This window comes from Rhodococcus sp. P4_B6, assembly GCF_056402215.1.
Genome location: NZ_JBFUHV010000129.1, coordinates 1 through 26,419 on the forward strand (window position 1 = coordinate 1; position 26,419 = coordinate 26,419).

A 26,419-nucleotide genomic window follows, 5' to 3' on the forward strand; every position below is an offset into this window, starting at 1 on the left:
GGCGTCCCGTTCGTCCGGGGACCCGGGCAACCCGGCCACGCGTGCGGCGTCGGAGAGCACCGACTCGAGCATGGCGGGGGTGAGACGTCCGGTGAACGTGTTCTGCTGGCTGACGTGGTAGCAACCGAACAGGTGCAGGGGACGTTCGGCGCCGGCCAGTTCGACGTGCGCGCCGTGCCCGAACTTGGGTCGCGGCCGGGGGACGGCCCAGCCGGCGTCGTCGAGGACGGGGAGCAGCGACTGCCAGCCGAATCCGCCGAGCACGATCACCGACCGCAGACCGGGTTGCAGGATGCGCAGTTCGGCGTCGAGCCAGTGGCGGCAGTTGTCGCGTTCCTCCGGGGTGGGTTTGTTCGCGGGCGGCGCGCAGTGCACCGGGGACGTGATCCGGACGCCGAACAGTTCGAGGCCGTCGCCGATGTGGGTGGCTGTCGGCTGGCTCGCGAGACCCACGGCGTGCAGGGCGGCGTAGAGGAAATCGCCGCTGCGGTCTCCGGTGAACATGCGCCCGGTCCGGTTCGCGCCGTGCGCGGCGGGCGCGAGGCCCACGATCAGCAGGGACGCGTCGGCCGGACCGAATCCGGGAACCGGACGGCCCCAATAGGTTTCGTCGCGAAACGACGCGCGCTTGTCGCGTGCGACCGTCTCCCGCCACTCGACGAGGCGTGGGCACGCCCGGCAGTCGATGAGGTGGGCGTCGAGACCGGCGATGTCGGTCAGCGCCGCGCCCACACGTCACCTCCGCCGGGTGTCACCGACTCGATGAGCGACCACGCCTGATCGGCAGGCAGGTCGATCACCAGGTACTTTCCGGTGCCGGCGGGGGTCGCGGCGATGACGGTCGCCACCCCGGCCCGCCGCTGGAAGAACGTCTGGCGGACGGTCCACCCAATGATGCCGTCGGCCTCGAGGCTGTCCCGGGCGCGGTCGAGGGAGCCGCTGCGGGTGATCAACCACCCGGGCAGCACCGCGTGACCGAGACCGCGGTACCGATCCCACGCCAGCGCCACGCCGCCGACGGCGAGCACCACGATCCCGGCCCACACCGCCCAGAACACGGGCCGGTCGAGGATCAGGAACACGAGCGCGGCGGCGAGCGCGATCTCCGCGGGGATCAGGGCCCGGGTGTAGCGCCGCCGCTGCGCGACCGGCCCGTGCGGGGTGAGCGGGACCGCGGCCTGGCGGTGGTCGCCGATGACAGTGGCCATCACCCGCTCGGCCTCCGCGCGCGGCGCCTGGGGGAGCAGGAGGGACGACTCGTGCCTCTCGGCGCTGACACCGGTCATCACGGCATCCAGCCGGGCGCCGCCGGCGAGCCGCAGCAGGAGAGGCTCCTCGAGCGTCGTACCGCGGAGCCGGGCGCGATCGAGGGTGGTCTGGCGGGTCTTCAGCAGGCCGTGGCTGACGTGCAGGGTGCGGCCGTTGTCCGTCAGCGTCATGTTGCCGTACGTCAGCAGGTACCGGACGCACGCGAGGCCGCTGGCGGCGATCAGGAGGACGACGATGCCGACGACGACGGCCACGGCGATCCCGACGCGCTCGGCGGATTCGATCCCCTCGGCCACCGTCGAGGAGCGGGCGATCTTCGCGCCGATTCCGTACTGGAACGCGAGTCCGACGATCGCCGCGATGGTCACCACCCCGGTCACCGAGAACGGGGCGTAGCGCACCCAGGCGGGGGTCCATTGGCCGATCTCGGTCACCGCGGGTTCCTGCGTGACCGCGGTGTGCTCGACCTCGGGGGAGGGCTGACGGGCGAGAAGCGCGGCGCGCAGGTCGGGCACCAGCCCGGTGGAGAGCGCGTTGAGTTCGAACTTCGCCGCGTCCGGTGTGGACCCCACCTGCCGGCCGGTGCCGATGCGCACGATCGACAGCCCGAGCAGCCGGTGCAGGACGCCCGCCTCCACGTCGACGGAGCGGATCCGGTTGCGCGGTACGGACAGCAGGCGTTTGCGGAACAGGCCCTGCCGCAGTTGCACGTGGACCGGGCCGATGCGGTAACTCGTCGTGAACCAGCGCGAGACGCCGAACACCACGAACACGACGATGGCGACGAGACTCCACACGTGGTTGCCGCTCTGGGTGCCGATCACCAGCGAAATCAGCAACACCGGCAGAAGTTTGACGATCTCGTTGACGGGGTGGACCAGCAGCATCCGGCGGTCCAGACGCAACCAGGGTTGCTCCTCCTCCACGGCGACCGCCGCCTCGCCCTGCGCGATGGGCGGCGCGACGCCCGGTTCCGGTGCCGCACTCATGTGGCGTCACCGACATTGGTGCCGGCGATCTCGGTGAGCCGCGCGACGGTGCTGTCGGCGGTGTCCTGATCGAGGGCGGAGATCTTGACGGCACCGGCGGACGACGCCGTCGTGACGGTGACGGTCGCGAGCCCCAGCATGCGGTCGATGGGTCCGCGTTCGGTGTCGACGGTCTGGATCCGGGAGATGGGCGCGATGCGCCGTTCCTGGGTGAACCAGCCGCTGCGCGTGTAGACCGCGGTGTCGCTGATCTCCCACCGATGCACCCGGTACCGCCAGAGCGGGACGACGGCGACGTGGACGATCGCGAGCACGACGGTGATCGCGAGGACCGTGACGTGCACCCACACGGGCCACCAGTGGAAGACGAGAGCGACGGCCTGCACGACGAAGACGGGAAACCAGAGGAGGGCGGCGTTGATTGCCCACAGCTGCTTGGCTTTGGGGCTGGGCCGCCACAGCGGTTCCGCCATGGTGACGGTGGTGGGCACACTCATGCCCCTACTTTGGCCGTGCCCCGCCATTCTGTCGAGAACGGACCTATGGTGGGAGGACCCCCGAAGTGAAAGGAGCGCAGACATGACGTCATTCGATGCGGCCGATTCTCCGGAGGTTCCCGAGGCGGACCGGCTCGAGCAGGAGATCGCCGTCGACGACGACAATTCCGATGAGGTCGAAGAAGTGTCGTCGCTGGAGGTGAACGAGGCGGACGCCGCCGAGCAGAGCCGGGCGGTTCCGGTCGACGAGGACTACCCGCGCGGGTAGCGATCCTCGCCGCTCACGGAGTCTGGGTGGCACGGCTCGTCGTCGATGGCGCATGATCGCTGGGTGACCCATTCAGGTGAAGAGTCCGGCCGGCCCACGATGCTTCCCATGCCGGGTGTTCCGGCGGCACCCCCGTCCGGCGCATCGGCGCAGGAAGTGGCACCGTCCGCGTCCGCGATGCGGCGGGTGTTGCGGCGGGCGCGGGACGGCGCCACGTTGAACGTGGACGAGGCGACGGTGTTGTTGCAGGCCCGCGGCGAGGATCTGGTGGATCTGTGTTCGTCGGCGGCGAAGGTGCGCGATGCCGGGTTGCTGGCGGCGGGTCGGCCGAGGGCGGTGACGTATTCGCGGAAGGTGTTCATCCCGCTGACGCGGTTGTGCCGGGACAAGTGCCATTACTGCACGTTCGTGACGGTGCCGGGCAAACTGCGGGCGGAGGGGCGCGGGGCGTATCTGGAACCGGACGAGGTCCTCGAGATTGCCCGGCAGGGCGCCGAATTGGGCTGCAAGGAGGCCCTCTTCACGTTGGGTGACCGGCCGGAGGATCGGTGGCCGGAGGCCAAGCAGTGGCTGGACGAGCGGGGCTACGACTCGACGCTGGACTACCTGCGGGCGATGTCGATCCGGGTGCTCGAGGAGACCGGGCTGCTGCCGCACCTGAACCCGGGTGTGATGAGCTGGGAGGAGATCTCCCGGCTCAAGCCGGTGGCCCCGTCGATGGGGATGATGCTCGAGACCACCTCGACCCGGTTGTTCACCGACAAGGGCGAGTGCCATTACGGCAGCCCCGACAAGGATCCGGCGGTGCGGTTGCGCACGCTGACCGACGCGGGGCGGCTCAGTGTGCCGTTCACGACGGGCATCCTGGTCGGGATCGGTGAGACGGTCCGGGAGCGGGCCGAGTCGATCATGGCGATCCGGAAGTCGCACAAGGCGTTCGGGCACGTCCAGGAGGTGATCGTGCAGAACTTCCTGGCCAAGCCGGACACCGCGATGCGCGATGCCCCGGACGCCGGTCTCGAGGAGTTTCTCGCGACGATCGCGGTGTCCCGGTTGCTGCTGGGCCCGGGGATGCGGATCCAGTCGCCGCCGAATCTGGTGTCGACCACCGAGTGCGCGGCGCTGCTGGGGGCCGGGGTCGACGACTGGGGTGGGGTGTCGCCGCTGACCCCGGACCACGTGAACCCGGAGCGGCCGTGGCCGAACCTGGACACCCTGGCCGAGATCACCGCGGCCGCCGGGTTCGAGCTGACCGAGCGCACGGCGGCGCAGCCGCAGTTCGTGCTGGCCGGCCCGCCGTGGATCGATCCGCGGATCACCGGGCACGTGCAGGCGTTGGCGGACCCGCAGACCGGGCTCGCCAAGGTCGGCACCATCCCGGTCGGGTTGCCGTGGCAGGAGCCGGACGAGTCCTGGGAGTCGGCGGGCCGGGTGGATCTGAACACCGAGATCGACACCGCCGGCCGCAACACCGACACCCGCAGCGACCTGGGCAGCGCGTTCGGGGACTGGGAGACCGTCCGCGAGCAGGTGCTGGAGTTGTCCGGGCCGGTGCGGGTGGACACCGACGTCCTGGCGGCGCTGCGCAGCGCCGAACGCGACCCGGCGGGGCTGTCGGACGACGAGTACCTGGCGTTGGCGACCGCGGACGGGGCCGGGCTCGAGGCGGTGGTGGCGTTGGCCGATGCGCTGCGTCGGGATGCGGTCGGGGACGAGGTGACGTATGTGGTGAACCGGAACATCAACTTCACCAACATCTGCTACACCGGGTGCCGGTTCTGCGCGTTCGCGCAACGCAAGGGCGACGCGGACGCGTTCACGCTGTCCACCGACGAGGTCGCGGACCGGGCGTGGGAGGCGCACGTCGCGGGGGCGACGGAGGTGTGCATGCAGGGCGGTATCGACCCGGAACTGCCGGTCACCGGGTACGCGGATCTGGTGCGGGCGGTGAAGAAGCGGGTGCCGTCGATGCATGTGCACGCGTTTTCGCCGATGGAGATCGTCAACGGCGCCTCCCGGGGCGGGCAGAGCATCCGGGACTGGCTGACGGAGCTGCGCGAGGCGGGTCTGGACACCATTCCCGGTACCGCGGCGGAGATCCTCGACGACGAGGTGCGGTGGGTGCTCACGAAGGGCAAGCTGCCCACCGCCACCTGGGTGGAGGTGGTGACCACCGCGCACGACATCGGTCTGCGGTCGAGTTCGACGATGATGTACGGGCATGTCGACAACCCGAAGCATTGGGTGGGGCACCTGCGGGTGCTGTCCGGGATTCAGGACCGCACCGGTGGGTTCACCGAGTTCGTGCCGTTGCCGTTCGTGCATCAGAGTGCGCCGCTGTATCTGGCGGGGGCGTCGCGGCCGGGTCCGACCAACCGAGACAACCGGGCGGTGCACGCGCTGGCGCGGATCATGTTGCACGGGCGGATCCCGAACATTCAGACCAGCTGGGTCAAGCTGGGGGTGACCGGCACCCAGGTGATGTTGCAGGGCGGGGCGAACGATCTCGGGGGCACCCTGATGGAGGAGACCATCTCCCGGATGGCGGGATCCGAGCACGGATCGGAGAAGACCGTCGAAGAACTACGGGCCATCGCCGAGGGCATCGGCCGCCCGGCCCGCGAACGCACCACCACACACGCACGACGCGAGGGACGGTCGCCGGCCGCATGAGCGAGACGCATCGGCTGGGCGACGACACCGTCGTCGGCATTCTGGATCGCGCCGCGCGGGGCATCAACCCCGTGCTCGATCTGGCCCTCACGGATCCGTTCGGCATCAAGGGCCGGACGTTCACCCCGACAGCGGCGGAACGGGGCGCCGCGGAGGCGCTGCTCGACGGCGTCGCCTGGGTGCTCGACACCGTGCGGTTCCCGGGGACGGCGTCGTGGGAGAAGGCGAGCGACGACGAGCGGGCACGGTGGTGGGTGACGCGGATCGGCGCGCTGAACACGATCGCGGTCGCGTCCCCGGGCATGTTCGGTGTGCTCCTCAACCGGCTCCCGATCCAGGACGTGCTCGGATTTGCGAATCAGGCCGTCGTGCTCGTCGCAGTGGCCCGGGAGCACGGCGTCACGAACCGGTCCGAGCAGGTGGACTTGCTGGCGTCCGTGCTCTGCCGGCGTGAGACGGACGCGTCCGCGGTGCTCGCCGGCGCGACGCCGCCATCCGCTTCGGCGCAGGGTGCATCGGTGTGGCGCCCGTTCGGACTGATCGGCGCGCTGTGGCGCACCGCGGGCACGGTGCGGGCGCTCAGTGACGAACTCGACAAGCGCCCGCAACCGGGCGGGACCTACGCGCTGCTGGGGAACATTCCGGTGGTCGGTGTGGTGGCCGGGTATCTCGGCGAACGGGGTGCGCTGGTGAGAGCCGTGAAACAGGCCGAGAAACGGATCGCGGCCCGGGCGTCGCTGCCCGCGGCGGTCCGCCGGGTCAGGTAACCCTCACCGCAAAGGGGTCCGCCGGGCAGGCGATAATGATTTCTTCCGCGAGGTACAAGCGGCCCGTACCTCGTGCTTACTCGTGTCAGAAAGGCAGGGAGAGCGGCAGTGCCCTACACGATTGCTGAACCGTGCGTGGATGTGCTGGACAAGGCGTGTATCGAGGAATGCCCTGTCGACTGCATCTACGAGGGCGGGCGGATGCTCTACATCCATCCGGACGAATGCGTGGACTGCGGCGCCTGTGAACCCGTCTGCCCCGTCGAAGCCATCTTCTACGAAGACGACGTCCCGGACCAGTGGAACGGCTACATTGCCGCGAACGTCGACTTCTTCGACGACCTCGGTTCCCCCGGCGGAGCGGCGAAGCTGGGCAAGGTCGACTACGACCCGCCGTTCGTCAAGGCGCTGCCCCCCATGGGCGAGGACTAGAGGTGCCTCGTATCCCGGTAGCCGCAGCACTTCCCGACTTTCCGTGGGACTCGCTCGAGTCGGCGAAGGCGAAGGCCTTCGCCCACCCGGGTGGCATCGTCAACCTGTCGGTGGGAACCCCGGTCGATCCGGTGGCCCCGATCATCCAGGAGGCGCTGACCGCGGTCGCCGCGGTGCCGGGATATCCGACGACGCACGGCACGGACGAACTCCGCAACGCCGCGGTCGAGGCGCTGCGCCGCCGCTACGGAATCACCGGCATCGACCCGGCGGCGGTGCTGCCCGCGATCGGCACGAAGGAGCTCATCGCCTGGCTGCCACGCCTTCTCGGGCTCGGCGCCGACGACCTCGTGGTCATTCCGGAACTCGCGTACCCCACCTACGAGGTGGGTGCGCTCCTCGCGGGTGCGCGGGTGATCCGCGCCGACGGTCTGAACCGCCTCGGTCCCGAGGGCGCGTCGCTGATCTTCGTGAACTCGCCGTCCAATCCCACCGGCAAGGTGCTCGGCCTCGACCACCTGCGGAAGGTGGTCGACTGGGCGCGCAGCCGGGGCGCCATCGTGGCGTCCGACGAGTGCTACCTGGGGTTGACCTGGGAAGGGGAAGCCCTCTCCATCCTCGACGAGCGGGTGAACGACGGCGATCTCACCGGTCTCCTCGCGGTGCACTCGCTGTCGAAGACGTCCAACCTCGCGAGCTACCGCGCGGGCTTCGTCACCGGTGACCCGGCGTTGGTCGCCGAACTCCTCGAGGTCCGCAAGCATGCGGGCATGATGGTGCCGTTGCCGATCCAGTCGGCGATGACCGCCGCGCTCAGCGACGACGACCACGAGAACGAGCAGCGTGAGCGGTACCGCCGGCGCCGCGAGATCCTTCTCGCCGCGGTGCGCGGCGCCGGATTCACCGTCGACGATTCCGAGGCCGGGCTGTACCTGTGGGCGACCCGCGGCGAAGCCTGCCGGGACACCGTCGAGTGGTTCGCCGAGCGGGGCATTCTCGTGGCGCCGGGGGAGTTCTACGGTCCCGGCGGCGGCACCCACGTGCGGATCGCGCTCACGGCCGACGACGAACGCATCGCGGCCGCAGCGGAACGACTGGCCTGACCCGAGTCGGCCCGGCCGGGACGGTCGCGGTGAAAGTATGGTGCCGTGACCCTCGACGACGTCGCCGACGAACTGTACGGCCTCGACCCCGGTGAGTTCGTCGAGGCGCGCACGGCGCAGGTGACGGCGGCGCGGGACAACAAGGACCGCGCACTGGCCACCGAGATCGGGAAACTGCGGAAGCCGACGGTCGTCGGCTGGCTCGTCAACCTGCTCGCCCGCGAACTACCCGACGAGGTGGGTGCGCTCCTCGCCCTCGGCGACGCCCTCCGCGATGCGCAGCGGCACCTGTCCGGCCCGGACCTTCGGCGGCTGACGACGCAGCGACAGCAGGTGGTCCGGGCGTTGGCGCGCAAGGCGGGTGAGCTCGCCGCCGACCGGGGCCGGACCGTCGGCGAGGACGCGCTGCGCGATGTCGGCCAGACGCTGCACGCCGCCCTCGCCGACGCCGACACCGCCGAGCAGGTGCGGCGCGGTCGGGTGGTGACGGCGGCGACCTACAGCGGTTTCGGGCCTGCCGGACTCACCGTCGTCCAGGGAAAGACGGCGAAGAAGCCGCCGAAATCCGAGCCTGCCTCCACGCCGCCGGCCGAAAAGCCGAAGAAGGCGAAGAAATCGCAGGAGCGTGATCTCGACGCCGCACGCGCGGCGGCCGAGGCGGAACTGGCGGACGCCACGTCCGGGGCCGACGAGATCCGCGGCGCGCTGGACGACGCGAACATCGAACTCGGGCAGGCGCGATCCACGCTGACCGAGATCGACCACCGGATCGAGGAACTGCGCGGCGAACTCGAACACGCCGAGCAGGAGCGGCAGTTCACCCGGAACGCGGAGAAGGCCTCGGCGGAGGCGGTGCGCCGGGGAGAACGCGAACTGGAGGCGGCGGAGCGGCGGGTCGAGAAGGCCCGGCACGCACTCGACAATCTCGGCTGAGAAGAGTCCCGGAAACCTTGACCTCGAGCACCGTTGAGGTTCTAGCCTGGCCTCATGTCCTTTACCGAGCAGGAACTCGACTATCTGGCATCACAGCGCATCGGCAGGCTCGCCACGGTGCAACCGGGCGGAACCTTGCAGGTCAGTCCCGTCGGCTTCCACTACAACCCCGACACGTCGACGATCGACATCCAGGGCTACAACATGGCCGCGAGCCGCAAGTTCCGCAACGTCGCCGACAACGGGAAGGTGGCGTTCGTCGTGGACGACGTGCCGTCCGTCGACCCGTGGCGGGTCCGCTGCGTCGAAATCCGCGGGCGCGCCGAGGCCCTCGACGCCGACGCCGCCCAGGCGAACGGCCTCGGCGGCCCGACCATCCGCCGCCCGGAACGCATCATCAGCTTCGGGCTCGGCGCCACCGACCAGGACGCCCACCAGCTCGTCGCGAACGCACGCGACGTGGAGAGCTAGGCGATGTCCGGGCGGTAGCCGGCCGCGAGGACGGCGACGGTGGACGGCGGTGTCAGGACCGTGGCGGTGCCGGTCGGCCGGTTCGACGGCGTCCCGTATCCGTCGGCCGACCACGGGACGACGGTGTCGTCGAGCACGACCGCAGGTCCGTCGTCGAACAGCACGAAGGCGCCGCGGGGCAACGACGACCACGCGGCCCGGTGCGTTCGCTGACGGGACCCGTCCAGTCGTTCCCCGTGCAACCGGGCGTCCATCTCGTCGGCGCTCGGCAGGCCGCCCCCGTTCGCGGACCGCCACGCGGCGCGAAAGTCGTTGTACCGCTCGCGCCTGCAGAGGGCGCACGGCCGGTGCCCGGCGGCCAGCGCCACCGCCTCGTCGTGGAAGAACAGCACCGTGTAGTGGCCCTCGCTCCACTGCGGGACCGTGCGCGCCGGGTAGTCGGTGACGCAGATGATCCATCGTTTGCCGGAATGATTGCGTACCACGGAGTGCCCGCGGTGCAGGCAGCCCCGATTGCCCATGAACCGGCCGCGCAGTGGAATCGCGACGATGTCGGATCGGGGTGACACGCGGTTCCGTTCGGCCATGCGCCGATGCTAGCCAGCCCGTCGGCGCGTCAAAACCGGATGGGTACCCCCATCCAGAGCTAACCTGGGCTCGAGGGTTCCGTTCGGACGGGTGTCCCCGTCCGGCCGCGGTTCCCGGTCACAGTTCCTCACACGATCTGAGGGCAGGAGGCAGGCAGCATGGACGCCATCACCCAGGTTCCGGTGCCCACCAACGAGCCGGTCCACACGTACGCGCCGGGCAGTCCCGAACGTTCCCGAGTGCAATCCGCGCTCACCGACATCGCCACCAATCCCGTCGACATCCCGCACGTGATCGGTGGCAAACACCGTCACGGCAACGGCGACCGCGTCGACGTCGTGCAACCCCATCGGCACGCCGCCGTGCTCGGCACGCTGCGCAGCGCCACCCACGACGACGCGTCGGCGGCGATCGAGGCGGCCACGGCCGCGGCACCGGACTGGCGGGCGCTGTCGTTCGACGACCGGGCCGCCGTGATCCTGCGTGCCGCCGACCTGCTGTCCGGGCCGTGGCGCGAGACGCTCGCCGCGGCGACGATGCTCGGGCAGTCGAAGTCGGTCCAGCAGGCGGAGATCGACGCGCCGTGCGAGCTGATCGACTTCTGGCGCTTCAACGTTCACTTCGCCCGCCAGATCCTCGCCGACCAGCCGATCTCCTCGCCCGGTGTGTGGAACCGGCTCGAATACCGTCCGCTCGAGGGCTTCGTCTACGCCATCACTCCGTTCAACTTCAGCGCGATCGCCGGCAATCTGCCGACCGCGCCCGCGCTGATGGGCAACACGGTGATCTGGAAGCCGTCGTCGACGCAGACGGTCGCCGCGTACTGGACGATCAAACTGCTCGAAGCGGCGGGCATGCCCCCGGGCGTGATCAATCTGCTCACCGGCAGCGGGCAGGCGGTGTCGGAGGTGCTGCTGAGCGACCCCCGGCTCGCAGGAATCCACTTCACGGGTTCGACCCGCACGTTCCAGCACCTCTGGAGCGAGGTGGGCGCGAACATCGGGAAGTACGCGGGCTACCCCCGGCTGGTGGGGGAGACCGGCGGCAAGGACTTCGTGGTCGCGCACGCCTCGGCCGACGAGGACGTGCTGCGGACGGCGCTGATCCGCGGCGCATTCGAATACCAGGGCCAGAAGTGTTCCGCAGCCTCCCGTGCCTACGTCCCGAAGTCGCTGTGGCGGCGGATGCGGGACACGTTCACCGCGGAAGTCGACGCCCTCACCTACGGGGACGTGACCGACCTGGAGAACTTCGGCGGTGCCCTCATCGACCGGCGCGCCTACGACAAGAACGTCGCGGCCATCGAACGCGCCCGCGGCGCGGCAGGCCTCGAGATCGCCGTCGGCGGCAAGTACGACGACAGCGTCGGCTACTTCGTCCGTCCCACCGTGCTCCTCGCGGACGACCCCGACGACGAGGCGATGACCACCGAGTACTTCGGCCCGATCCTGACGGTGCACGTGTACGACGACTCGGCCCCGAACGCGTTCACCGACGTGCTCGCCAAGGTCGACTCGGCGGCCCCGTACGCGCTGACCGGTGCGGTGATCGCCGACGACCGGCAGGCCGTCGAGCAGGCGACGGCGGCTCTGCGGTTCACCGCCGGAAACTTCTACGTCAACGACAAGCCGACCGGTGCCGTCGTCGGGCAGCAACCGTTCGGTGGGGCCCGCGCGTCCGGCACCAATGACAAGGCCGGGTCCAAACTCAACCTGCTGCGCTGGGTGTCGGCCCGCACCATCAAGGAGACTTTCGTCCCCGCCACCGATTACCGATATCCGCACATGGGGTCGGAATGAAAGCGCCGACGGTTCTGGCGAATCCGCTTCGCCCGGCGATCCTCGCGGCGGCCCGGTCGTCGCGCGTCAAACGCGCCGTCACCGGTGCCCCGGTCACCCGGAAACTGGTCGACCGCTTCGTGGCGGGCGAGAGCCGGGAGTCGGCGCTGGCGTCCGTTCGGGAGATCCTCGATTCGGGCCGATCGGTGTCGATCGACTTCCTCGGTGAGGACACCCGTGACGCGGCGGGCGCGCAGGTGACGGTCGACGAGTACCTGGCGCTCGTCGCCGATCTCGGTGCCCTGCCGGAGGCGGCGGACAGGACGTCGGGGGTCCGCCGGCTCGAGGTGTCGATGAAGTTGTCGGCGCTCGGGCAGGCGCTCGCCGGCGACGGCAAACGGATCGCCACCGACAACGCCCGCACGATCTGCGCCGCAGCCGAGGCGGCCGGGGTGTGGGTGACCGTGGACGCCGAGGACCACACGACCACCGATTCGACGCTCGCGATCGTCCGCGAACTCCGCACCGACTTCCCCTGGCTCGGTGCCGTGGTGCAGTCGTACCTGCGCCGCACCGAGGACGACTGCCGAGCCCTCGCGGGCCCCGGTTCGCGGGTCCGGCTCTGCAAGGGGGCGTACCGGGAACCCGAATCCGTGGCATTCAAGGACCGCGCCGCCGTGGACGCCTCGTATGTGCGTTGCCTGACGATCCTCATGGAGGGCGACGGGTACCCGATGGTGGCCTCGCACGACCCGGCCGTCATCGACGCGGTCGCCCCGCTGGTCGGGCGCACCGGCCGCGCCGCGGACGCCTACGAGCACCAGATGCTGTTCGGGATCCGGGACGTCGAGCAGCGTCGGCTCGCTAACCAGGACAAGCAGGTTCGGGTGTACGTTCCGTACGGAAGCCAGTGGTACGCGTACTTCATGCGGCGACTGGCCGAGAGTCCCTCGAACCTGCGGTTCTTCCTGCGCTCGGTGGTCACCAAGGACTGACCGGCGCGGCCGCTGACCGGTTCCGCTGCGGGTGCGTCGTTGTAGAGTTTCGCGGTGACGACTTCAGGCGCGGGATGGATCAGCGCGGTCCTCTTCGCCGTCGTTCTCGTACTCGCCTCGCTGATCGCATCGGTGCAGATCGGCGAGGGGCGCATCGGCGAGATGCGGCTCACCCGTCCGCCGCGCACCGCGGTGGTGCTGTGGCTGCTGATCGCCGTGCCGTCACTGCTGCAGATCGTCGTTCCCGCCGTCCTCGACGCCCTCGAGCGTGACCCCGACCAGATCCGGGACCACCAGTGGTGGCGGATCTTCACGTCGGTCGCGGTGCAGGACGGGGGAGTGGCCGGAACCGTGGTGAACCTGCTCGTCCTCGCGTGGGTGGCGCCGCTCGCGGTGCGGGTGTGGGGTGGGGTCCGGGCGGTACTGCTGTTCGTGGCGAGCCAGATCATCTTCGGCCTGTTCACCGCGTTCCTGTTCCCGTCGCCCGGCGCGGGCAACTCGGGCGCCACGCTCGCGCTGGCCGCGTCGTTCGCGGGGTTGGTGGTGATGCAGTCCAAGGAGTGGTGGGTCCTCGCCGCGAGCGGGGGCATCGTGCTCGCCGGGGTCCTGCTGGTGGTGGTCGACGACGCCCACGGGCTGGCCGTCCTGACCGGGGCCCTGCTGGGTGCGGCACTCGCCACGGTCAGTCCGCCTCCGGGAGACCCACCGGACCGCCTCCGGGCCCTGTGAGAAGCTGTCGATGTGCTGCTGCGATCTCTGAATCCTCTGGCCGTCGCCCAGGGCGACGACATTCCCGACGCCATCCGGATCGGCGACACCACCCTGTCCCGCGGCGACGTGCTCGGCGCGGCGACGTCCGTGGCCGAACGGGTGGCACGCGCGGATCGGGTCGCGATTCTCGCCACCCCCACTGTGACCACGGTCCTCGCCGTTGTGGGCTGCCTCATCGCGGGTGTGACCGCGGTGCCGGTGCCACCCGATTCCGGACCCGCCGAACTCGAGCACATCCTGCGCGATTCCGGTGCGCAGGCGTGGCTCGGTGAGGCGCCGCCGGACGCTGCGGGCCTGCCCGTCGTGCCGGTGCGTGTCCACGCCCGGTCGTGGCACAGCTACCCCGAACCGCCCGAGTCGAGCATCGCGTTCGTGCTCTACACGTCCGGTACCACGGGACCGCCCAAGGGGGTCCTGATCAGCAGGAAGGCCATTGCCGCCGGTCTCGACGCCCTCACGGACGCCTGGCAGTGGACCCGCAACGACACTCTGGTGCAAGGACTTCCGCTGTTCCACATCCACGGGCTCATCCTCGGTGTGCTGGGACCGTTGCGTATCGGCAGCAGGCTCGTCCACACGGTCAAACCCACCCCGGCGGCCTACGCGGCGGCACGGGGAACGATGTACTTCGGTGTCCCCACGGTGTGGAGTCGTATCGCCGGCGACCCCGAGTCGGCGCGGGCGCTGTCGGGTGCGCGACTGCTGGTGTCGGGGAGCGCCCCGCTGCCCGTCCCGGTGTTCGAGAAGGTGCAGGAGCTGACCGGGCTCGCACTCGTCGAGCGGTACGGCATGAGCGAGACGATGCTCACGCTCAGCACCCGGGCCGACGGCGAGCGTCGTCCGGGGTGGGTCGGTGTGCCGGTCCGCGGCGTCGAGACCCGGCTGCGCGACGAGCGCGGTGGCGACGTCCCCCACGACGGCGAATCCATCGGCGGTCTGCAGGTGCGGGGGCCCATGCTGTTCGACGGCTACCTCGGCAGGCCCGACGCGACCGCCGAATCCTTCACGGACGACGGCTTCTTCAAGACCGGTGACGTCGCCGTCATCGACCAGGGCGGGTTCCACCGCATCGTCGGCCGCGAATCCACGGACCTGATCAAATCGGGTGGATTCCGCGTCGGGGCCGGTGAGGTGGAGACGTCCCTCCTCGGCCACCCCAGCGTGCGGGAGGCGGCGGTCGTCGGCCTCCCCGACCCGGACCTCGGTCAGCGGCTCGTGGCGTTCGTGGTGGGGGACGACGTGTCGGAGGCCGCGCTGATCGATCACGTCGCCACCGAACTGTCGGTGCACAAGCGGCCCCGCGAGATTCGCGTCGTCGAGTCGCTTCCCCGCAACGCGATGGGCAAGGTGCAGAAGAAGCAGCTGTTCTGAAATCGGTAAGGTGGCGGGCGATACCGGCCCAACACGGATTGGCAGGCGCACAGTGAGTGTCGAGAGCATCGTTCAGAGCACCCGGATCGTCCTCGCCTCCCGGCCGGACGGCGAGCCGACCGCCGACAACTTCCGGCTCGAGGCGGTGAATCTCCCCGACCCCGCCGAAGGCCAGGTGCTGATCCGCGTCATCTACCTGTCGCTCGACCCGTACATGCGCGGCCGGATGAGTGCCGCCGAGTCGTACGCCGACCCGGTCGAGATCGACGAGGTCATGGTCGGTGGCACCGTCGGGCAGGTCGTCGACTCCCGGCACCCGGATTTCGCGACCGGTGACTACGTTCTCGGGTACGCGGGATGGCAGTCGCACGCCGTGGTCGACGGCAACCACCTCCGCGCACTCGACCGCGACGCCGCGCCGTTGTCGACCGCGGTCGGAGTGCTCGGCATGCCCGGCTTCACCGCGTACTCCGGCCTGCTGAAGATCGGGCAACCGAAAGCGGGCGAGACGGTGGTCGTCGCGGCGGCCAGCGGTCCGGTCGGCTCGGCCGTGGGACAGATCGCGAAACGGAAGGGCGCCCGGGCGGTCGGGATCGCAGGCGGACCGGAGAAGTGCGCCTACCTGCTGGACGAACTCGGATTCGACGCCGCCGTCGACCACCGGTCTCCGAACTTCGCAGAGGAGCTGCGCGCCGCGTGCCCCGACGGCATCGACGTCTACTTCGAGAACGTCGGCGGTGCGGTGGCCGCGGCGGTGCTGCCGCTGCTCAACCTGTACGCGCGCGTTCCCGTGTGCGGCCTGATCGCGCAGTACAACGACACCGAGGCCCCCGAGGGGCCGGATCGGCTGCCCGGGTTCTTTTCCCGGGTGCTCGTCAAGAGCCTCACCATCCGCGGGTTCATCCAGAGCGAGTTCGTCTCAGAGATGTACGCGGACTTCCAGCGCGACGTGTCCGAGTGGATCCGGGAGGGCCGATTCGCCTACCGCGAGGACATCGTCGACGGGCTCGAGAATGCGCCCGCGGCGTTCATCGGGCTCCTCCGGGGCAGCAACTTCGGCAAGCTGGTCGTCCGGGTCGCCGAGGAGAACTGACCGACCATCGGCTGTGGTGCCGGTATTCGCCCTGGACAGGGCGCTGTCGTGATAGAACGGTGACAGAAGCGGACCCTCGTTATGTGTGCGTGATGTCGATGATGCGGGAGTTCGGTGTCATCCACATATGGAAGCGGTCAGATCTATGACGAATCACAGTCCGGGGGCGGGTTCGCAGATCCTCGTCGACGGCAGGCCCGCGTCCGCCCCGCTGCGCGACACGCTGACCGTCGCGCAGAAACTGGTCCGCCACTTCGCCGACAACGTCACCCCGTGCGGTTCGCTGCCCGGTGAACAACTGCAGAGCGACGTCATGGATTTCACGATCGTCTGCCTCGGTCTCGGCATCCAGATGCTCGACGAGGGCATCAGCCCGACGGACGAGGACCTCGCGGAGGTGCGCAACAGTTCCGCGCGCTGGGCCCGCGAGGGGTTCCCGCTGAAACTCGTGCTCCGCATCCTCCACGAAGGCATCCGCGAGGCCGGCGACCTCGTCGCCTCGAACGCCCGCGAGGAAGACCTGCCCGAACTCCTGGTCATCCAGAAGGTGATGTTCACCCTCCTCGAATGCGTGACGGTCGCCGCCACGACCAGCTACGTGGAGGAACTTGAAGCGGTCAACAGCGAACGCGACGGCGCCGCAGTCAATCTCGTCACGGCGCTGCTCAGCGGCCGAAAGGCGGCGACGGCGGCCCGGCACGCAGGTGTGGAGCTGGCCGACGAGTACGTGGTGCTGGGGCTGTCGATTCCGTCGCATCCCACCGAGGCCGTGACCCACCGGCGCAAGGCCGTCGTCGCCCGGCAGAAGCTGCGCCGGTTGCAGATCGAGCTGGCGGACGCCGCGGGTGGGGCGGCGCTGTGTTCAATGAGCCCGGACGGCGGAACGCTGTTGCTTCCGGGCTCGCCGGAGCGGGCGTGGATGGTCTCCCTGCTCGACCGGATCGAAGCGGCCGCCGGGGTTCCCCTCACCGCCACGGCGACCCGGGTCCGGACTGCCGGTATCCCCGCGGCGGCGGACCAGGTCCACGAACTCCTCGACCTCGCCGATCAGCTGGCCCTGGAGCCGGGCCTCTACGAGATGGACGATCTGGCGCTCGAATACCAGCTCACCCGGCCGGGGCCGGGCAGGACCCACCTGGCTCGGCTCCTCGAACCGCTGCAGGGCTCGCCCGAACTGATCGAGACGCTCGAGGTGCACATCGGCCACGATCTGAATCGGCAGCGCACCGCGAAGCAGATGCACCTGCACACCAATACGGTGCACTACCGGCTCAAACGGGTGGCGCAGCTGACGGGCTGCGATCCGACCCGGCCCTCCGGGCTCCGGCGGATCCAGGCCGCGCTCGTGGCACGCCGGCTCGAGGTCGAGCAACCCGATCGCTGACCGGTCCGCTCGCGCGGCTGGACGGATCATCCCCGTCACCAGCACAAAGTCGTACCGCGCACCGTTCGCTACGATGTGGGCCGGATCATATTCGGTCCGGTGCGACGGTGGTCGTCTCGTGACCGAACTGTTAGAGGGGGCAGGCGATGGCCGGAGGGCGTCATTCGAGCGCGGGGCCGGAGCGGGAGGGGCGCTCACCCGCCTTCTACGCGGTGTGCGCTGCCGCCGTGATCGGGCTCGTGGCCTCCGTCGTGGTCGTCGTTCAGGCGGTGCGCTCCTGGCCGGACGAGTGCGACCAGGTCACCGACTACACCCTCGCCGCCGACCCGAGCATCGCTCCCGCCCTCGGCGGCATCCTCGGCGAAGCGAAGCGCACCGACCTGGGCTGCGCGAACGTCGCCGTCGGCGCCGCGACGTCCGGCGACATCGCGGGACGGCTCGGCAAGGGAACCGACGCCCCGGATCTCTGGATCCCCGACAGCGGCGCCTGGGTGGGCAAGGCGGCACTCACCGCGGCCGGACCGGTCGAGGTCATGACGGGGTCGATCGCGTCCTCGCCCGTCGTGCTGGCCTCCCGCGAGGAGGACGCCCCCACGTCGCCGACGTGGCTCGCCGCCCTGCAAATCAAGGACATCCAGCTGGGCAACCCCCTCGTGACCGGGGTCGCGCAGGCGCCGATCAACGCGGCACTCGCCGAGGGCCAGGCCGACCCCGTGTCCGCGGGGACGGTGCGGGCCGCGCTGGTTCCGCTCGCGCAGGAGGAAAGCGCGCGCACCGCGGACGAACCCGTCGGCGAGGAGATGCTCCAGGGTGTCGTCGACAACGGCGGAGTCGCCGTCGCCACCGAACAGTCCGTGCTCGAATTCACCGACGGTGACGGCGCCCGCACGCTCGCCGCGACGGTGCCCCCGACGGGCAGCAACTTCATGAACTTCCCGCTCGTCGTCACGTCGCCTGCCCCGGACCGGCACTACAAGGCCACCCAGGTGGCACGCGCCGTCGCCGCGGTCCTCGGCGGCGAGGAGGCCCGCGCGGTGCTCGCCGAGCACGGATTCCGCGGACCGGACGGAAGTCCACCGGCCGACGGCCGCGGCGTCGGCAGGATCACCAAGCTCGCGCTCGACGACGAGTCGCCGTTGCAGGACGCCCTGGGCGGGTGGGCGATGATGGCACTGCCGATCCGCACACTCGTCGCGATCGACGTGTCGGGGTCGATGGAGACCCCGGCCGGCGACCGGTCGCGCATGGATCTGACGGTCGATGCCGCCCTCGCAGGCAACGCGATGTTCCCGGACAGCGTGTCCGCCGGGTTGTGGGCGTTCTCGCAGGGGCTCGGCGGGGGACCGCAGGACTACCAGGAGCTGGTCCCGATCCGCCGCTACGACACCGTGGTGGACGGACTCACGCAGCGTGCGCTGATGGCCCAGCAGGCGGGAAAGGTCGAGGGGCTGATCGGCGGCGGCACCGGCCTGTACGACACGACGCTCGCCGCGTTCCGGACGGTGCAGGACACGTACGACCCGCGCGCAGTGAACAGTGTGATCATCCTGACCGACGGCGCCAACGAGGACCCGGACTCGATCACGAAGGAACAGCTCCTGAGCATCCTGGAGCGTGAGATGGACCCGGCCCGGCCCGTCATCATCGTGACCATCGGCATCACCGACGACGCCGACGCGGCCACGCTTGCCGAGATCTCGCGGGTGACCGGAGGGTCGAGCTACGTCGCGAAGGATCCCGCCGACATCGCCAACGTGTTCGTCAACGCGCTGGCCGCCCGCGGCCGCAGCTAGGGGAATTCCGTTCCGGCGCAGCGTGTGCCGACAAAAAGACGGTTCGGTTCGGCGGCCGGGTTCCACGTGTGGCGAGCGGAGCGGATTTTCCGGCCGGTACCTCTAGCCATCCACCTGCCGGTAGTGCTTGGGTGGAAGTGAGTGGGATCTCATTCGAGGAGCACATCATGGCCAAGCCGTTCAGAGGTGTCGTCAATCTCGATATTCGTGACTCTGTCCCGGACTGGGGACCGTACGAGCAACCGAAGGCCCCGCCAGGCTCACCGAACGTGCTGTACATCGTCCTCGACGACGTCGGGTTCGGTGCCCTGGGCTGTTACGGCGGGCCGATCGAGACGCCGAACATCGACAAGATCGCCGCCAACGGGCTGCGCTACGGTCAATGGCACACCACGGCCCTGTGCTCCCCGACCCGGTCCTGCCTGCTGACCGGCCGCAATCACACCACCAACGGGATGGCCTGTATCAGTGAGGCCGCGGTCGGTTTTCCCGGCGGCAACGGACACATCCCGCCGGAGTGCGCGACCCTCGCCGAGGTCCTGGTCGAGCAGGGGTTCAGCACGGCGATGGTCGGAAAGTGGCATCTGTGTGCCGAGGACGAGATGAACCTCGCCTCCACCAAGCGCAATTGGCCCGTCGGCCGTGGTTTCGAACGCTTCTACGGCTTCCTCGGGGCGGAGACCAACCAGTGGTATCCCGATCTGGTCCACGACAACCACCCCGTGCAGCAACCGGCCACTCCGGAGGAGGGCTACCACTTCAGCGTCGACATCACCGACAAGGCCATCCAATACCTCGACGACGTCAAGGCGATCGCCCCCGACCGTCCGGTGTTCCTGTACTACGCGCCCGGCTGCGCGCACGCACCACACCAGGTGCCCCAGGAGTGGGCCGACCGCTACCGGGGCCGGTTCGACGAAGGCTACGAGGCCTTGCGCGAGCAGACCCTGGCCCGGCAGAAGGAAATGGGCCTGGTACCCCAGAACACCGAACTTCCCCCGCTGAACCCGATCGGGACCCCCGACACGCGCACCGGACCCGACGGGCAACCGTTCCCGCCGCTCGACTTCACCCGACCCTGGGACACCCTCTCCGCCGACGAGAAACGGCTCTTCGCCCGAATGGCCGAGGTGTACGCGGGGTTCCTGTCTCACTGCGACGACCAGATCGGGCGCCTGATGGGCTACCTCGAGGAGATCGAACAGCTCGACAACACCATTGTCATGCTGGTCTCCGACAACGGCGCCAGCGGTGAGGGCGGCCCCAACGGTTCGGTCAACGAGAACAAGGTCGCCAACAGTGTGCCGGACGACATGGCCGAGAACATGAAGATGCTCGACGAGCTCGGCAGCACCAGAACCTACAACCACTACCCGAACGGGTGGGCGATGGGCTTCAACGCCCCGTTCAAGATGTGGAAGAGGTATTCGTTCAACGGCGGCACCTGCGACCCGTGCATCATCTCGTGGCCCGCCGGGATCGCCGCCCGTGGCGAGACCCGCGACCAATATCACCACGCCATCGATCTCGTCCCGACCGTGCTGGACTGCATGGGGATCGAACTGCCCGACACCGTGAAGGGTTACACCCAGCACCCGCTGCAGGGCGTGAGCATGCGGTACAGCTTCGATGCGGCCACCATTCCGACGGCGAAGCACACCCAGTTCTACTCGATGCTCGGCACCCGGGGCATCTGGCACGACGGTTGGAAGGCCGTGAGCACCCATCCGGCGATCAGTGGCTGGGGCCGGTTCCCCGAGGACTCGTGGGAGCTCTACCACACCGACGTGGACCGCGCCGAGCTGCGGGACCTCGCCGCCGACGAGCCCGGGCGGCTCGCCGAGCTGATCGGCCTGTGGTTCCACGAGGCCGGCGCCAACCAGGCGCTGCCCCTCGACGACCGCTCGGCGGTCGAGATCTTCACCACCCCCCGCCCCCAGCTCGCGGCGCCGCGCAACCGCTACGTCTACCGGGCGGGCGGTGCCGAGGTGCCCGAGTCGGTGGCGGTCAACATCCGAAACCGCTCCTACTCGATCGGCGCGCTGGTCGATCTCCGCGAACCCGGGGCGTCCGGTGTGCTGTTCGCCCACGGCAGCCGCTTCGGTGGGCACGCCCTGTACGTCAAGGACAACCGCCTGCATTACGTCTACAACTTCCTCGGCAGCGAGGAACAGCGGATCAGCGCCACCGAGGATCTGCCGACCGGCGAGAACCTGCTCCTGGCCGCCTCGTTCGACAAGGACGGTGAGGATCCGCCCGGCACCGCTCACGGGGTGCTGACCCTGTACTACGGGGACCGCCAGGTCGGCGAGGGCAGGATCCGAACTCAGCCCGGCAAGTTCAGCATCGCCGGCGAGGGCCTCAGTGCCGGCCGCGACACCGGGGAACCCGTCACCGACGACTATCCCGGCACCGCGCCGTGGGCGTTCACCGGCGGCACCCTGAACCGGGTGGCAGTCGACGTCAGCGGTGAACCCTACGTCGACCTCGAACGCGAAGCAGCCGCCATGCTCTCGCGCGAGTGAGAGCATGGCGCCTCGACGGAGTCACCACTCCCTGGATTGCTGTCGCCACCGGGCGAAATCCCTACCGCCGTTCGGGAGGGCACATCATGGTCGCGATGAACTCATTTCGGGTTTCGTCCGCCCAGGAGGCGCTCTGGCTGGCGCAGAGGTTGGCGCCTGGCCTTTCGAACAATATTGCAGCGTATCTCGATATTTCCGGTGACATCGACCCTCCGGTGATGGAAGCCGCGCTGCGGCGAGTGGCGAAAGAGGCCCGTTCGGTACTGGTGAATTTCGTCGAGGACGGGGACGGCCCACGCCAGGTCGCGCGGGATTCGAACTCGTGGAAACCGTTCTTCGTCGATGTCAGTGCTGCGGCAGACCCCGAATCGGCGGCGAAAGCGTCGATGGCAGAGGTCTGCGCCGTGCCCTTCGATCTGGAACATGATGCGCTGTATCGAGCAGGCTTGATCAAGGTTCACGGCGCGCGATTCTTCCTGTGCGCCGTCTGCCACCACATCGTGATGGACGGGTTCGGCGTCGCGATTCTCGCGCGTCGAATCGGTGAAATCTACACAGCGCTGAAGGCGGGAAGACCGATCCCTGAATCCGGATTCGGCGGACCGGGACTGATTGTCGACGAAGATGCCCGCTACCGGCAGTCCGATCGATTCGCCCGCGACAAGGAGTTCTGGCGAAACTACACCGCTGCCTTGCCCGAACCACTGCGACTGCCACGGCATCCGAGTTCGCCGGTTCCCGTGACTGTGCATCACAGCCTGACGGTGTCGGACGATGAGACCGCGCGATTGCTCACGGCGGCAGAATCGATCGGGACACCGGTGCCGGGCTTCCTGGCGGCAGCGGTAGCCGGACTCTTCCACCGGCTGTCGGGTACGTCGGAATTCATGATGCGATTGGCCGTCGCCAATCGAGTCGGTGCCGCCCGGCGAACCCCGGGGCTGGTATCGAATTGGGTGCCCTTCCGGGTGGAGATCCCCCCGCGGTCGCTTTTCGCCGCAGTCGCGCACGACGTGGGTACCGCGATTCGTTCCGTTTTGCGTCATTCCCGTTACCAGGGTTCTGACATAAGACGAGACAGAGGATTGTCCGGATCCATGGAGAATCGGTTCGGTCCGATTCTGAATATCATCCCGTTCTTCGATTCGATCGACTTTGCCGGCAACCCGGCATCCATGCGCGGCGTGTCGTTCGGCCCCGTGGACGACCTTTCGATTTCGATCTACTACGGCGGACGCAACAGTGCAGGCATGCACATCGAGATCGACGCGAACGGCGCGCTGCACAGCAGTGAGGACGTCAGGCTCTATGCGGATCTGCTGATGGCTTTCGTTCGTGCGGTCGTCGCCGATCCGGCAGGCCGGACAGAGCAATACGACTTCCTCCGACCCACCGAACGCGAACTGGTACTGCGGACCTGGAACGACACGACGGTACCGGTTCCCCAGRCCACCCTTCCCGGCCTGGTCGAACAGCGGGCCGCCGCGACACCCGACGCGGTGGCGCTGACTCTCGGCGATCGGCACTGGACCTATCGAGACGTCAATGACCGGGCGAATCGGTTGGCGCGGTATCTCATCGCGTGCGGTGTGGGCCCCGAATCCATCGTGGCCGTCGCGATGCCACGTTCGTCCGAACTGATCGTCGCACTCCTTGCGACTCTCAAGGCCGGTGGCGGATATCTTCCGATCGATCCGAACTATCCCAGCGCGCGAACCGCTTTCATTCTCACCGATGCCGCACCCCTCCTGGTTCTGACCGACACCGCGACCGCCGCATCGTTGCCGGACAACGACATTCCTTGTCTCGTGTTGGACCCGGACGACGCCGGCACCGAGGGAATCTCAGCGGTGACCAACCCTGCCGACGATGAGCGGATCGCCCCGCTGAGACCCTCCAACACCGCGTACGTCATGTATACATCCGGTTCGACCGGCACCCCGAAAGGGGTTGTCATCACCCACCGCAACGTGGTGTCGTTGTTTGCCGGGACCGATCGGTGGTGCGGTTTCGGAGATGGGGATGTGTGGGCCTGGTGTCATTCACAGGCCTTCGACTTCTCGGTGTGGGAGTTGTGGGGGGCATTGGTGCACGGCGGGCGAGTCGTGATCGTGCCCTGGGACGTGGTGCGCTCGCCCGCCGAGTTGTGGAATCTGGTGCGGCGGGAGCAGGTGACGATCCTCAATCAGACCCCCTCCGCGTTCTACGAGTTCGCAGACGCCGAACGCAGGGACCATTCCCGTGGGCCCGATTCGGTTCTGCGAATGGTGGTTTTCGGGGGAGAGGCATTGGACCCGGGCCGGCTACGCGACTGGCTCCCGGGCGAACGTCCGAACACTCTGGTTCTGGTGAACATGTACGGAATCACCGAAACCACGGTGCATGTGAGCTATCTGGAGTTGACCGCAGGCGTCGGCGACGGCGGTCGAAGCCCGATCGGGACTCCTATCGGCAACGCGCGGATTTACGTGCTGGGTCCGGGACTGGTGCCGGTGCCGATCGGAGCGGCGGGGGAGTTGTACGTCGCGGGGTTCGGGGTCGGCCGAGGATATGTGGGAAGGCCGGGGTTGACGGCGGAACGGTTCGTCGCGTGCCCGTTCGGCGAACCCGGTTCGCGGATGTATCGGTCCGGCGACGTGGTGCGGTGGACGTCCGACGGCGTGCTCGATTTCGTCGGACGGGTGGACGAGCAGGTACAGGTGCGGGGATTCCGGGTCGAACCGGGGGAGGTCGAGACGGCACTGATGTCGCATCCTGCGGTGGCGCAGGCGGCGGTGATCGCCCGGGAACCCGCTGCCGGCATCGATGCACAGCTGGTGGGGTATGTCGTGCTCGACAGGGGTGTCGCGCTCGTCCGTGACAGGGAGCGGGAGGCAGAGCTGGTTTCGCAGTGGCGGCGGGTGTACGACGACCTGTATTCCGGGGACGCGTCCGATGCCGGTGAGCCGCTCGACCAGGCAGCGTTCGGAGAGGATTTCGGGGGGTGGAACAGCAGCTACACCGGGAAGCCCATCGCCCTCGAGCAGATGCGGGAATGGCGCGCGGCGGCCGTCGCACGGATTCGCGAGCTCGGGCCGGCTCGGGTGCTGGAGATCGGAGTCGGAACAGGGCTGCTGCTGTCGCAGTTGGCGCCGCACTGCGAAGAGTATTGGGGCACCGACTTTTCCGCCACCACGATCGACGATCTGCGATCACAGTTGGCGGATCGGCAGGACCCGTGGGTCGAGCGGGTGCACTTGAGGGTCCAGGCCGCCGACGACCTCGGCGGTGTGCCGCTCGGCGTCTTCGACACAGTGGTGTTGAACTCGGTCGTGCAGTACTTCCCGAACGCGGGGTACCTGATCGACGTGATCGACACTGCAGTGCAATTGCTGCGCCCCGGGGGCGTGCTGTTCCTCGGTGACGTGCGGAATCTTGCGTTGCTCCGGGAATTCGCGACAGGCGTGCAGATCGCCGACGCACATGCCGACACAACCGTCATGGTGTTACGCGATCGGGTGCGCCGGAGCATTGCGGCCGAGCAGGAGTTGCTGCTCGCGCCGGAGTTCTTCACAGCGTTGCCGACGCTGATCCCCGACATCGGCGCGGTCGACATTCAACTCGAGCGCGTCCGGTCAGTCAACGAATTGAGCTGTTACAGATACGAAGTCGTGCTGCGCAAGAATCCTGTGAATGCCCGGTCGCTGGCTGATGTGCCGTCGACGTCGTGGCAGCGAATCGGCGATCCCACCGCGCTGCGGAAGTTCCTGACGGGCCGCCGTGCGGACTGTGTGCGGGTGATCGGCGTACCGCACAGGGGACTGGCGCCCGATGTCGAGGCCACACACGCTCTCGACGTTGCCGCTGACCGCGATCACGTTCCCACCCGGCATGACGCGGACAGCCGGACGGACGCGATGTTGCCGCAGGACTGTCACGACTTGGGTGAGGAGCTGGGGTTCGCGGTGTCGGTGACCTGGTCACCGGCACCGGGCCTGATGGATGTGATATTCACCGATATCACGACCCGGGCGCACGAAAACGCGCACGCATCCGGCGCGGTGTCCGATGTCTACCTGCCCGGGGAACCACTCGGTGACATGACCGAATACGTCAACGACCCCGGTGCAAGCAGACTGCCGTCCGAGGTTCGTCGTTTCGTGGCCGGGCGGCTGCCGGAGTTCATGGTGCCCGCGGCGGTGGTGGTGGTGGATCGGTTGCCGCTGACGGTGAACGGCAAGCTCGACCGAAAAGCGTTGCCCGCGCCGGACTTCGTGGGTGGCGTGTTCCGGGCCCCGCGGTCACGGGTGGAGGAGACGCTGGCGTCACTGTACGGTGACGTGCTCGGTCTTCCACGGGTGGGGATCGACGACAGYTTCTTCGACCTGGGCGGGCATTCTCTGTCCGCGACGCGGCTGGTGGGGTTGATCCGCAACGCGCTCGGGGTGGAGGTGCCGATCCGGGTGGTGTTCGAGTCCCCGTCGGTCGCGGAGTTGGCGTCCCGGCTGGGTGACGCTGCGGTGGCGAGGGTGCCGTTGCTTCCGCGGGTGCGGCCGGAGCGGGTGCCGTTGTCGTTCGCGCAGGCCCGGTTGTGGTTCCTTCACAAATTCGAGGGACCGTCGGCGACGTACAACATTCCGGTGGCGGTGCGGTTGACCGGTGCTCTTGATGTGGGGGCGTTGGTGGCGGGGTTGGGGGATGTGGTGGCTCGGCACGAGAGCCTGCGGACGGTGTTCGGTG

Annotated in this window: 20 protein-coding genes; 16 read left to right on the forward strand and 4 right to left on the reverse strand. The window is 68.8% G+C overall.

The window, feature by feature from the left end:
* The 3 genes from AC1DWT_RS37335 to AC1DWT_RS37345 all read right to left on the reverse strand — a co-directional run.
* Nucleotides 1-732 (reverse strand): uracil-DNA glycosylase (locus AC1DWT_RS37335; protein WP_477924474.1); only part of this gene is annotated, 732 nt, incomplete at its 3' end.
* Nucleotides 717-2,258, reverse strand: coding sequence for a PH domain-containing protein (locus tag AC1DWT_RS37340; protein WP_477924476.1), 1,542 nt, complete (start codon nucleotides 2,256-2,258; stop codon nucleotides 717-719). The genes AC1DWT_RS37335 and AC1DWT_RS37340, both read right to left, overlap by 16 nt.
* The gene (locus AC1DWT_RS37345; protein WP_072940497.1) at nucleotides 2,255-2,755 is read right to left on the reverse strand and encodes a PH domain-containing protein; all 501 of its coding nucleotides are present in this window, start codon (nucleotides 2,753-2,755) and stop codon (nucleotides 2,255-2,257) included. Before AC1DWT_RS37345 ends, AC1DWT_RS37340 begins: the two co-directional genes overlap by 4 nt.
* A gap of 82 nt (nucleotides 2,756-2,837) precedes the next feature.
* Between AC1DWT_RS37345 and AC1DWT_RS37350 the strand changes: the two genes are divergently transcribed.
* The 7 genes from AC1DWT_RS37350 to AC1DWT_RS37380 all read left to right on the forward strand — a co-directional run bounded on the left by AC1DWT_RS37350 (nucleotide 2,838) and on the right by AC1DWT_RS37380 (nucleotide 9,402).
* Nucleotides 2,838-3,023 (forward strand): hypothetical protein, encoded by a 186-nt coding sequence (locus AC1DWT_RS37350; RefSeq protein WP_015889740.1) that lies wholly within the window; start codon nucleotides 2,838-2,840, stop codon nucleotides 3,021-3,023.
* Between the two features lie 45 nt (nucleotides 3,024-3,068).
* Complete coding sequence (locus AC1DWT_RS37355) at nucleotides 3,069-5,696, forward strand: bifunctional FO biosynthesis protein CofGH (protein WP_477924477.1); 2,628 nt, start codon at nucleotides 3,069-3,071, stop codon at nucleotides 5,694-5,696.
* Entirely contained in the window at nucleotides 5,693-6,463 is a 771-nt protein-coding gene (locus AC1DWT_RS37360) for a hypothetical protein (protein ID WP_072940490.1), read from the forward strand. Before AC1DWT_RS37355 ends, AC1DWT_RS37360 begins: the two co-directional genes overlap by 4 nt.
* A gap of 108 nt (nucleotides 6,464-6,571) precedes the next feature.
* A complete protein-coding gene (gene fdxA, locus AC1DWT_RS37365) occupies nucleotides 6,572-6,895 on the forward strand; it encodes a ferredoxin (RefSeq protein ID WP_005263360.1) in 324 nt (107 codons plus the stop codon).
* A 2-nt stretch (nucleotides 6,896-6,897) separates the two neighbouring features.
* Entirely contained in the window at nucleotides 6,898-7,998 is a 1,101-nt protein-coding gene (gene dapC, locus AC1DWT_RS37370; RefSeq protein ID WP_072940488.1) for a succinyldiaminopimelate transaminase, read from the forward strand.
* 45 nt (nucleotides 7,999-8,043) lie between these two features.
* Complete coding sequence (locus tag AC1DWT_RS37375; protein WP_206015118.1) at nucleotides 8,044-8,931, forward strand: hypothetical protein; 888 nt, start codon at nucleotides 8,044-8,046, stop codon at nucleotides 8,929-8,931.
* A gap of 54 nt (nucleotides 8,932-8,985) precedes the next feature.
* A complete protein-coding gene (locus tag AC1DWT_RS37380) occupies nucleotides 8,986-9,402 on the forward strand; it encodes a PPOX class F420-dependent oxidoreductase (RefSeq protein ID WP_477924479.1) in 417 nt (138 codons plus the stop codon).
* Here AC1DWT_RS37380 and AC1DWT_RS37385 read toward each other — a convergent pair.
* Complete coding sequence (locus AC1DWT_RS37385; protein WP_206015119.1) at nucleotides 9,399-9,989, reverse strand: hypothetical protein; 591 nt, start codon at nucleotides 9,987-9,989, stop codon at nucleotides 9,399-9,401. The genes AC1DWT_RS37380 and AC1DWT_RS37385 overlap by 4 nt on opposite strands.
* Before the next feature lie 159 nt (nucleotides 9,990-10,148).
* On the opposite strand from AC1DWT_RS37385, the gene pruA reads away from it, so the two are divergent.
* The 9 genes from pruA to AC1DWT_RS37430 form a co-directional block, all read left to right on the forward strand.
* The gene (gene pruA, locus AC1DWT_RS37390) at nucleotides 10,149-11,789 is read left to right on the forward strand and encodes an L-glutamate gamma-semialdehyde dehydrogenase (RefSeq protein ID WP_095861090.1); all 1,641 of its coding nucleotides are present in this window, start codon (nucleotides 10,149-10,151) and stop codon (nucleotides 11,787-11,789) included.
* A complete protein-coding gene (locus AC1DWT_RS37395) occupies nucleotides 11,786-12,763 on the forward strand; it encodes a proline dehydrogenase family protein (protein WP_477924480.1) in 978 nt (325 codons plus the stop codon). Before pruA ends, AC1DWT_RS37395 begins: the two co-directional genes overlap by 4 nt.
* A gap of 54 nt (nucleotides 12,764-12,817) precedes the next feature.
* Nucleotides 12,818-13,492 carry a rhomboid family intramembrane serine protease gene (locus tag AC1DWT_RS37400; protein WP_072940471.1) on the forward strand — a complete coding sequence of 225 codons (675 nt, stop codon included), beginning with the start codon at nucleotides 12,818-12,820 and terminating at the stop codon, nucleotides 13,490-13,492.
* A 12-nt stretch (nucleotides 13,493-13,504) separates the two neighbouring features.
* Complete coding sequence (locus AC1DWT_RS37405; protein ID WP_206015120.1) at nucleotides 13,505-14,905, forward strand: acyl-CoA synthetase; 1,401 nt, start codon at nucleotides 13,505-13,507, stop codon at nucleotides 14,903-14,905.
* A gap of 52 nt (nucleotides 14,906-14,957) precedes the next feature.
* The gene (locus AC1DWT_RS37410) at nucleotides 14,958-15,998 is read left to right on the forward strand and encodes an NADP-dependent oxidoreductase (protein ID WP_387496644.1); all 1,041 of its coding nucleotides are present in this window, start codon (nucleotides 14,958-14,960) and stop codon (nucleotides 15,996-15,998) included.
* Nucleotides 15,999-16,143: 145 nt separating this feature from the next.
* Nucleotides 16,144-17,382, forward strand: coding sequence for a PucR family transcriptional regulator (locus AC1DWT_RS37415; RefSeq protein WP_206015122.1), 1,239 nt, complete (start codon nucleotides 16,144-16,146; stop codon nucleotides 17,380-17,382).
* Between the two features lie 146 nt (nucleotides 17,383-17,528).
* Nucleotides 17,529-19,175: a substrate-binding and VWA domain-containing protein gene (locus AC1DWT_RS37420; RefSeq protein WP_206015123.1), complete on the forward strand. Its 1,647-nt coding sequence runs from the start codon at nucleotides 17,529-17,531 to the stop codon at nucleotides 19,173-19,175.
* 167 nt (nucleotides 19,176-19,342) lie between these two features.
* Nucleotides 19,343-21,700 (forward strand): arylsulfatase, encoded by a 2,358-nt coding sequence (locus tag AC1DWT_RS37425; protein WP_206015124.1) that lies wholly within the window; start codon nucleotides 19,343-19,345, stop codon nucleotides 21,698-21,700.
* A 95-nt stretch (nucleotides 21,701-21,795) separates the two neighbouring features.
* On the forward strand, nucleotides 21,796-26,419 hold a 4,624-nt coding region (locus tag AC1DWT_RS37430), incomplete at its 3' end, for a non-ribosomal peptide synthetase (protein ID WP_477924482.1).

Excerpts from the sequence above, each read along its gene's own strand:
- AC1DWT_RS37340 (WP_477924476.1), bottom strand. The coding sequence starts at position 2,258 with ATGAGTGCGGCACCGGAACCGGGCGTCGCGCCGCCCATCGCGCAGGGC.
- AC1DWT_RS37345 (WP_072940497.1), bottom strand. The coding sequence starts at position 2,755 with ATGAGTGTGCCCACCACCGTCACCATGGCGGAACCGCTGTGGCGGCCC.
- AC1DWT_RS37350 (WP_015889740.1), top strand. The coding sequence starts at position 2,838 with ATGACGTCATTCGATGCGGCCGATTCTCCGGAGGTTCCCGAGGCGGAC.
- AC1DWT_RS37355 (WP_477924477.1), top strand. The coding sequence starts at position 3,069 with ATGGCGCATGATCGCTGGGTGACCCATTCAGGTGAAGAGTCCGGCCGG.
- AC1DWT_RS37360 (WP_072940490.1), top strand. The coding sequence starts at position 5,693 with ATGAGCGAGACGCATCGGCTGGGCGACGACACCGTCGTCGGCATTCTG.
- AC1DWT_RS37380 (WP_477924479.1), top strand. The coding sequence starts at position 8,986 with ATGTCCTTTACCGAGCAGGAACTCGACTATCTGGCATCACAGCGCATC.
- AC1DWT_RS37385 (WP_206015119.1), bottom strand. The coding sequence starts at position 9,989 with ATGGCCGAACGGAACCGCGTGTCACCCCGATCCGACATCGTCGCGATT.
- pruA (WP_095861090.1), top strand. The coding sequence starts at position 10,149 with ATGGACGCCATCACCCAGGTTCCGGTGCCCACCAACGAGCCGGTCCAC.
- AC1DWT_RS37395 (WP_477924480.1), top strand. The coding sequence starts at position 11,786 with ATGAAAGCGCCGACGGTTCTGGCGAATCCGCTTCGCCCGGCGATCCTC.
- AC1DWT_RS37415 (WP_206015122.1), top strand. The coding sequence starts at position 16,144 with ATGACGAATCACAGTCCGGGGGCGGGTTCGCAGATCCTCGTCGACGGC.
- AC1DWT_RS37420 (WP_206015123.1), top strand. The coding sequence starts at position 17,529 with ATGGCCGGAGGGCGTCATTCGAGCGCGGGGCCGGAGCGGGAGGGGCGC.
- AC1DWT_RS37425 (WP_206015124.1), top strand. The coding sequence starts at position 19,343 with ATGGCCAAGCCGTTCAGAGGTGTCGTCAATCTCGATATTCGTGACTCT.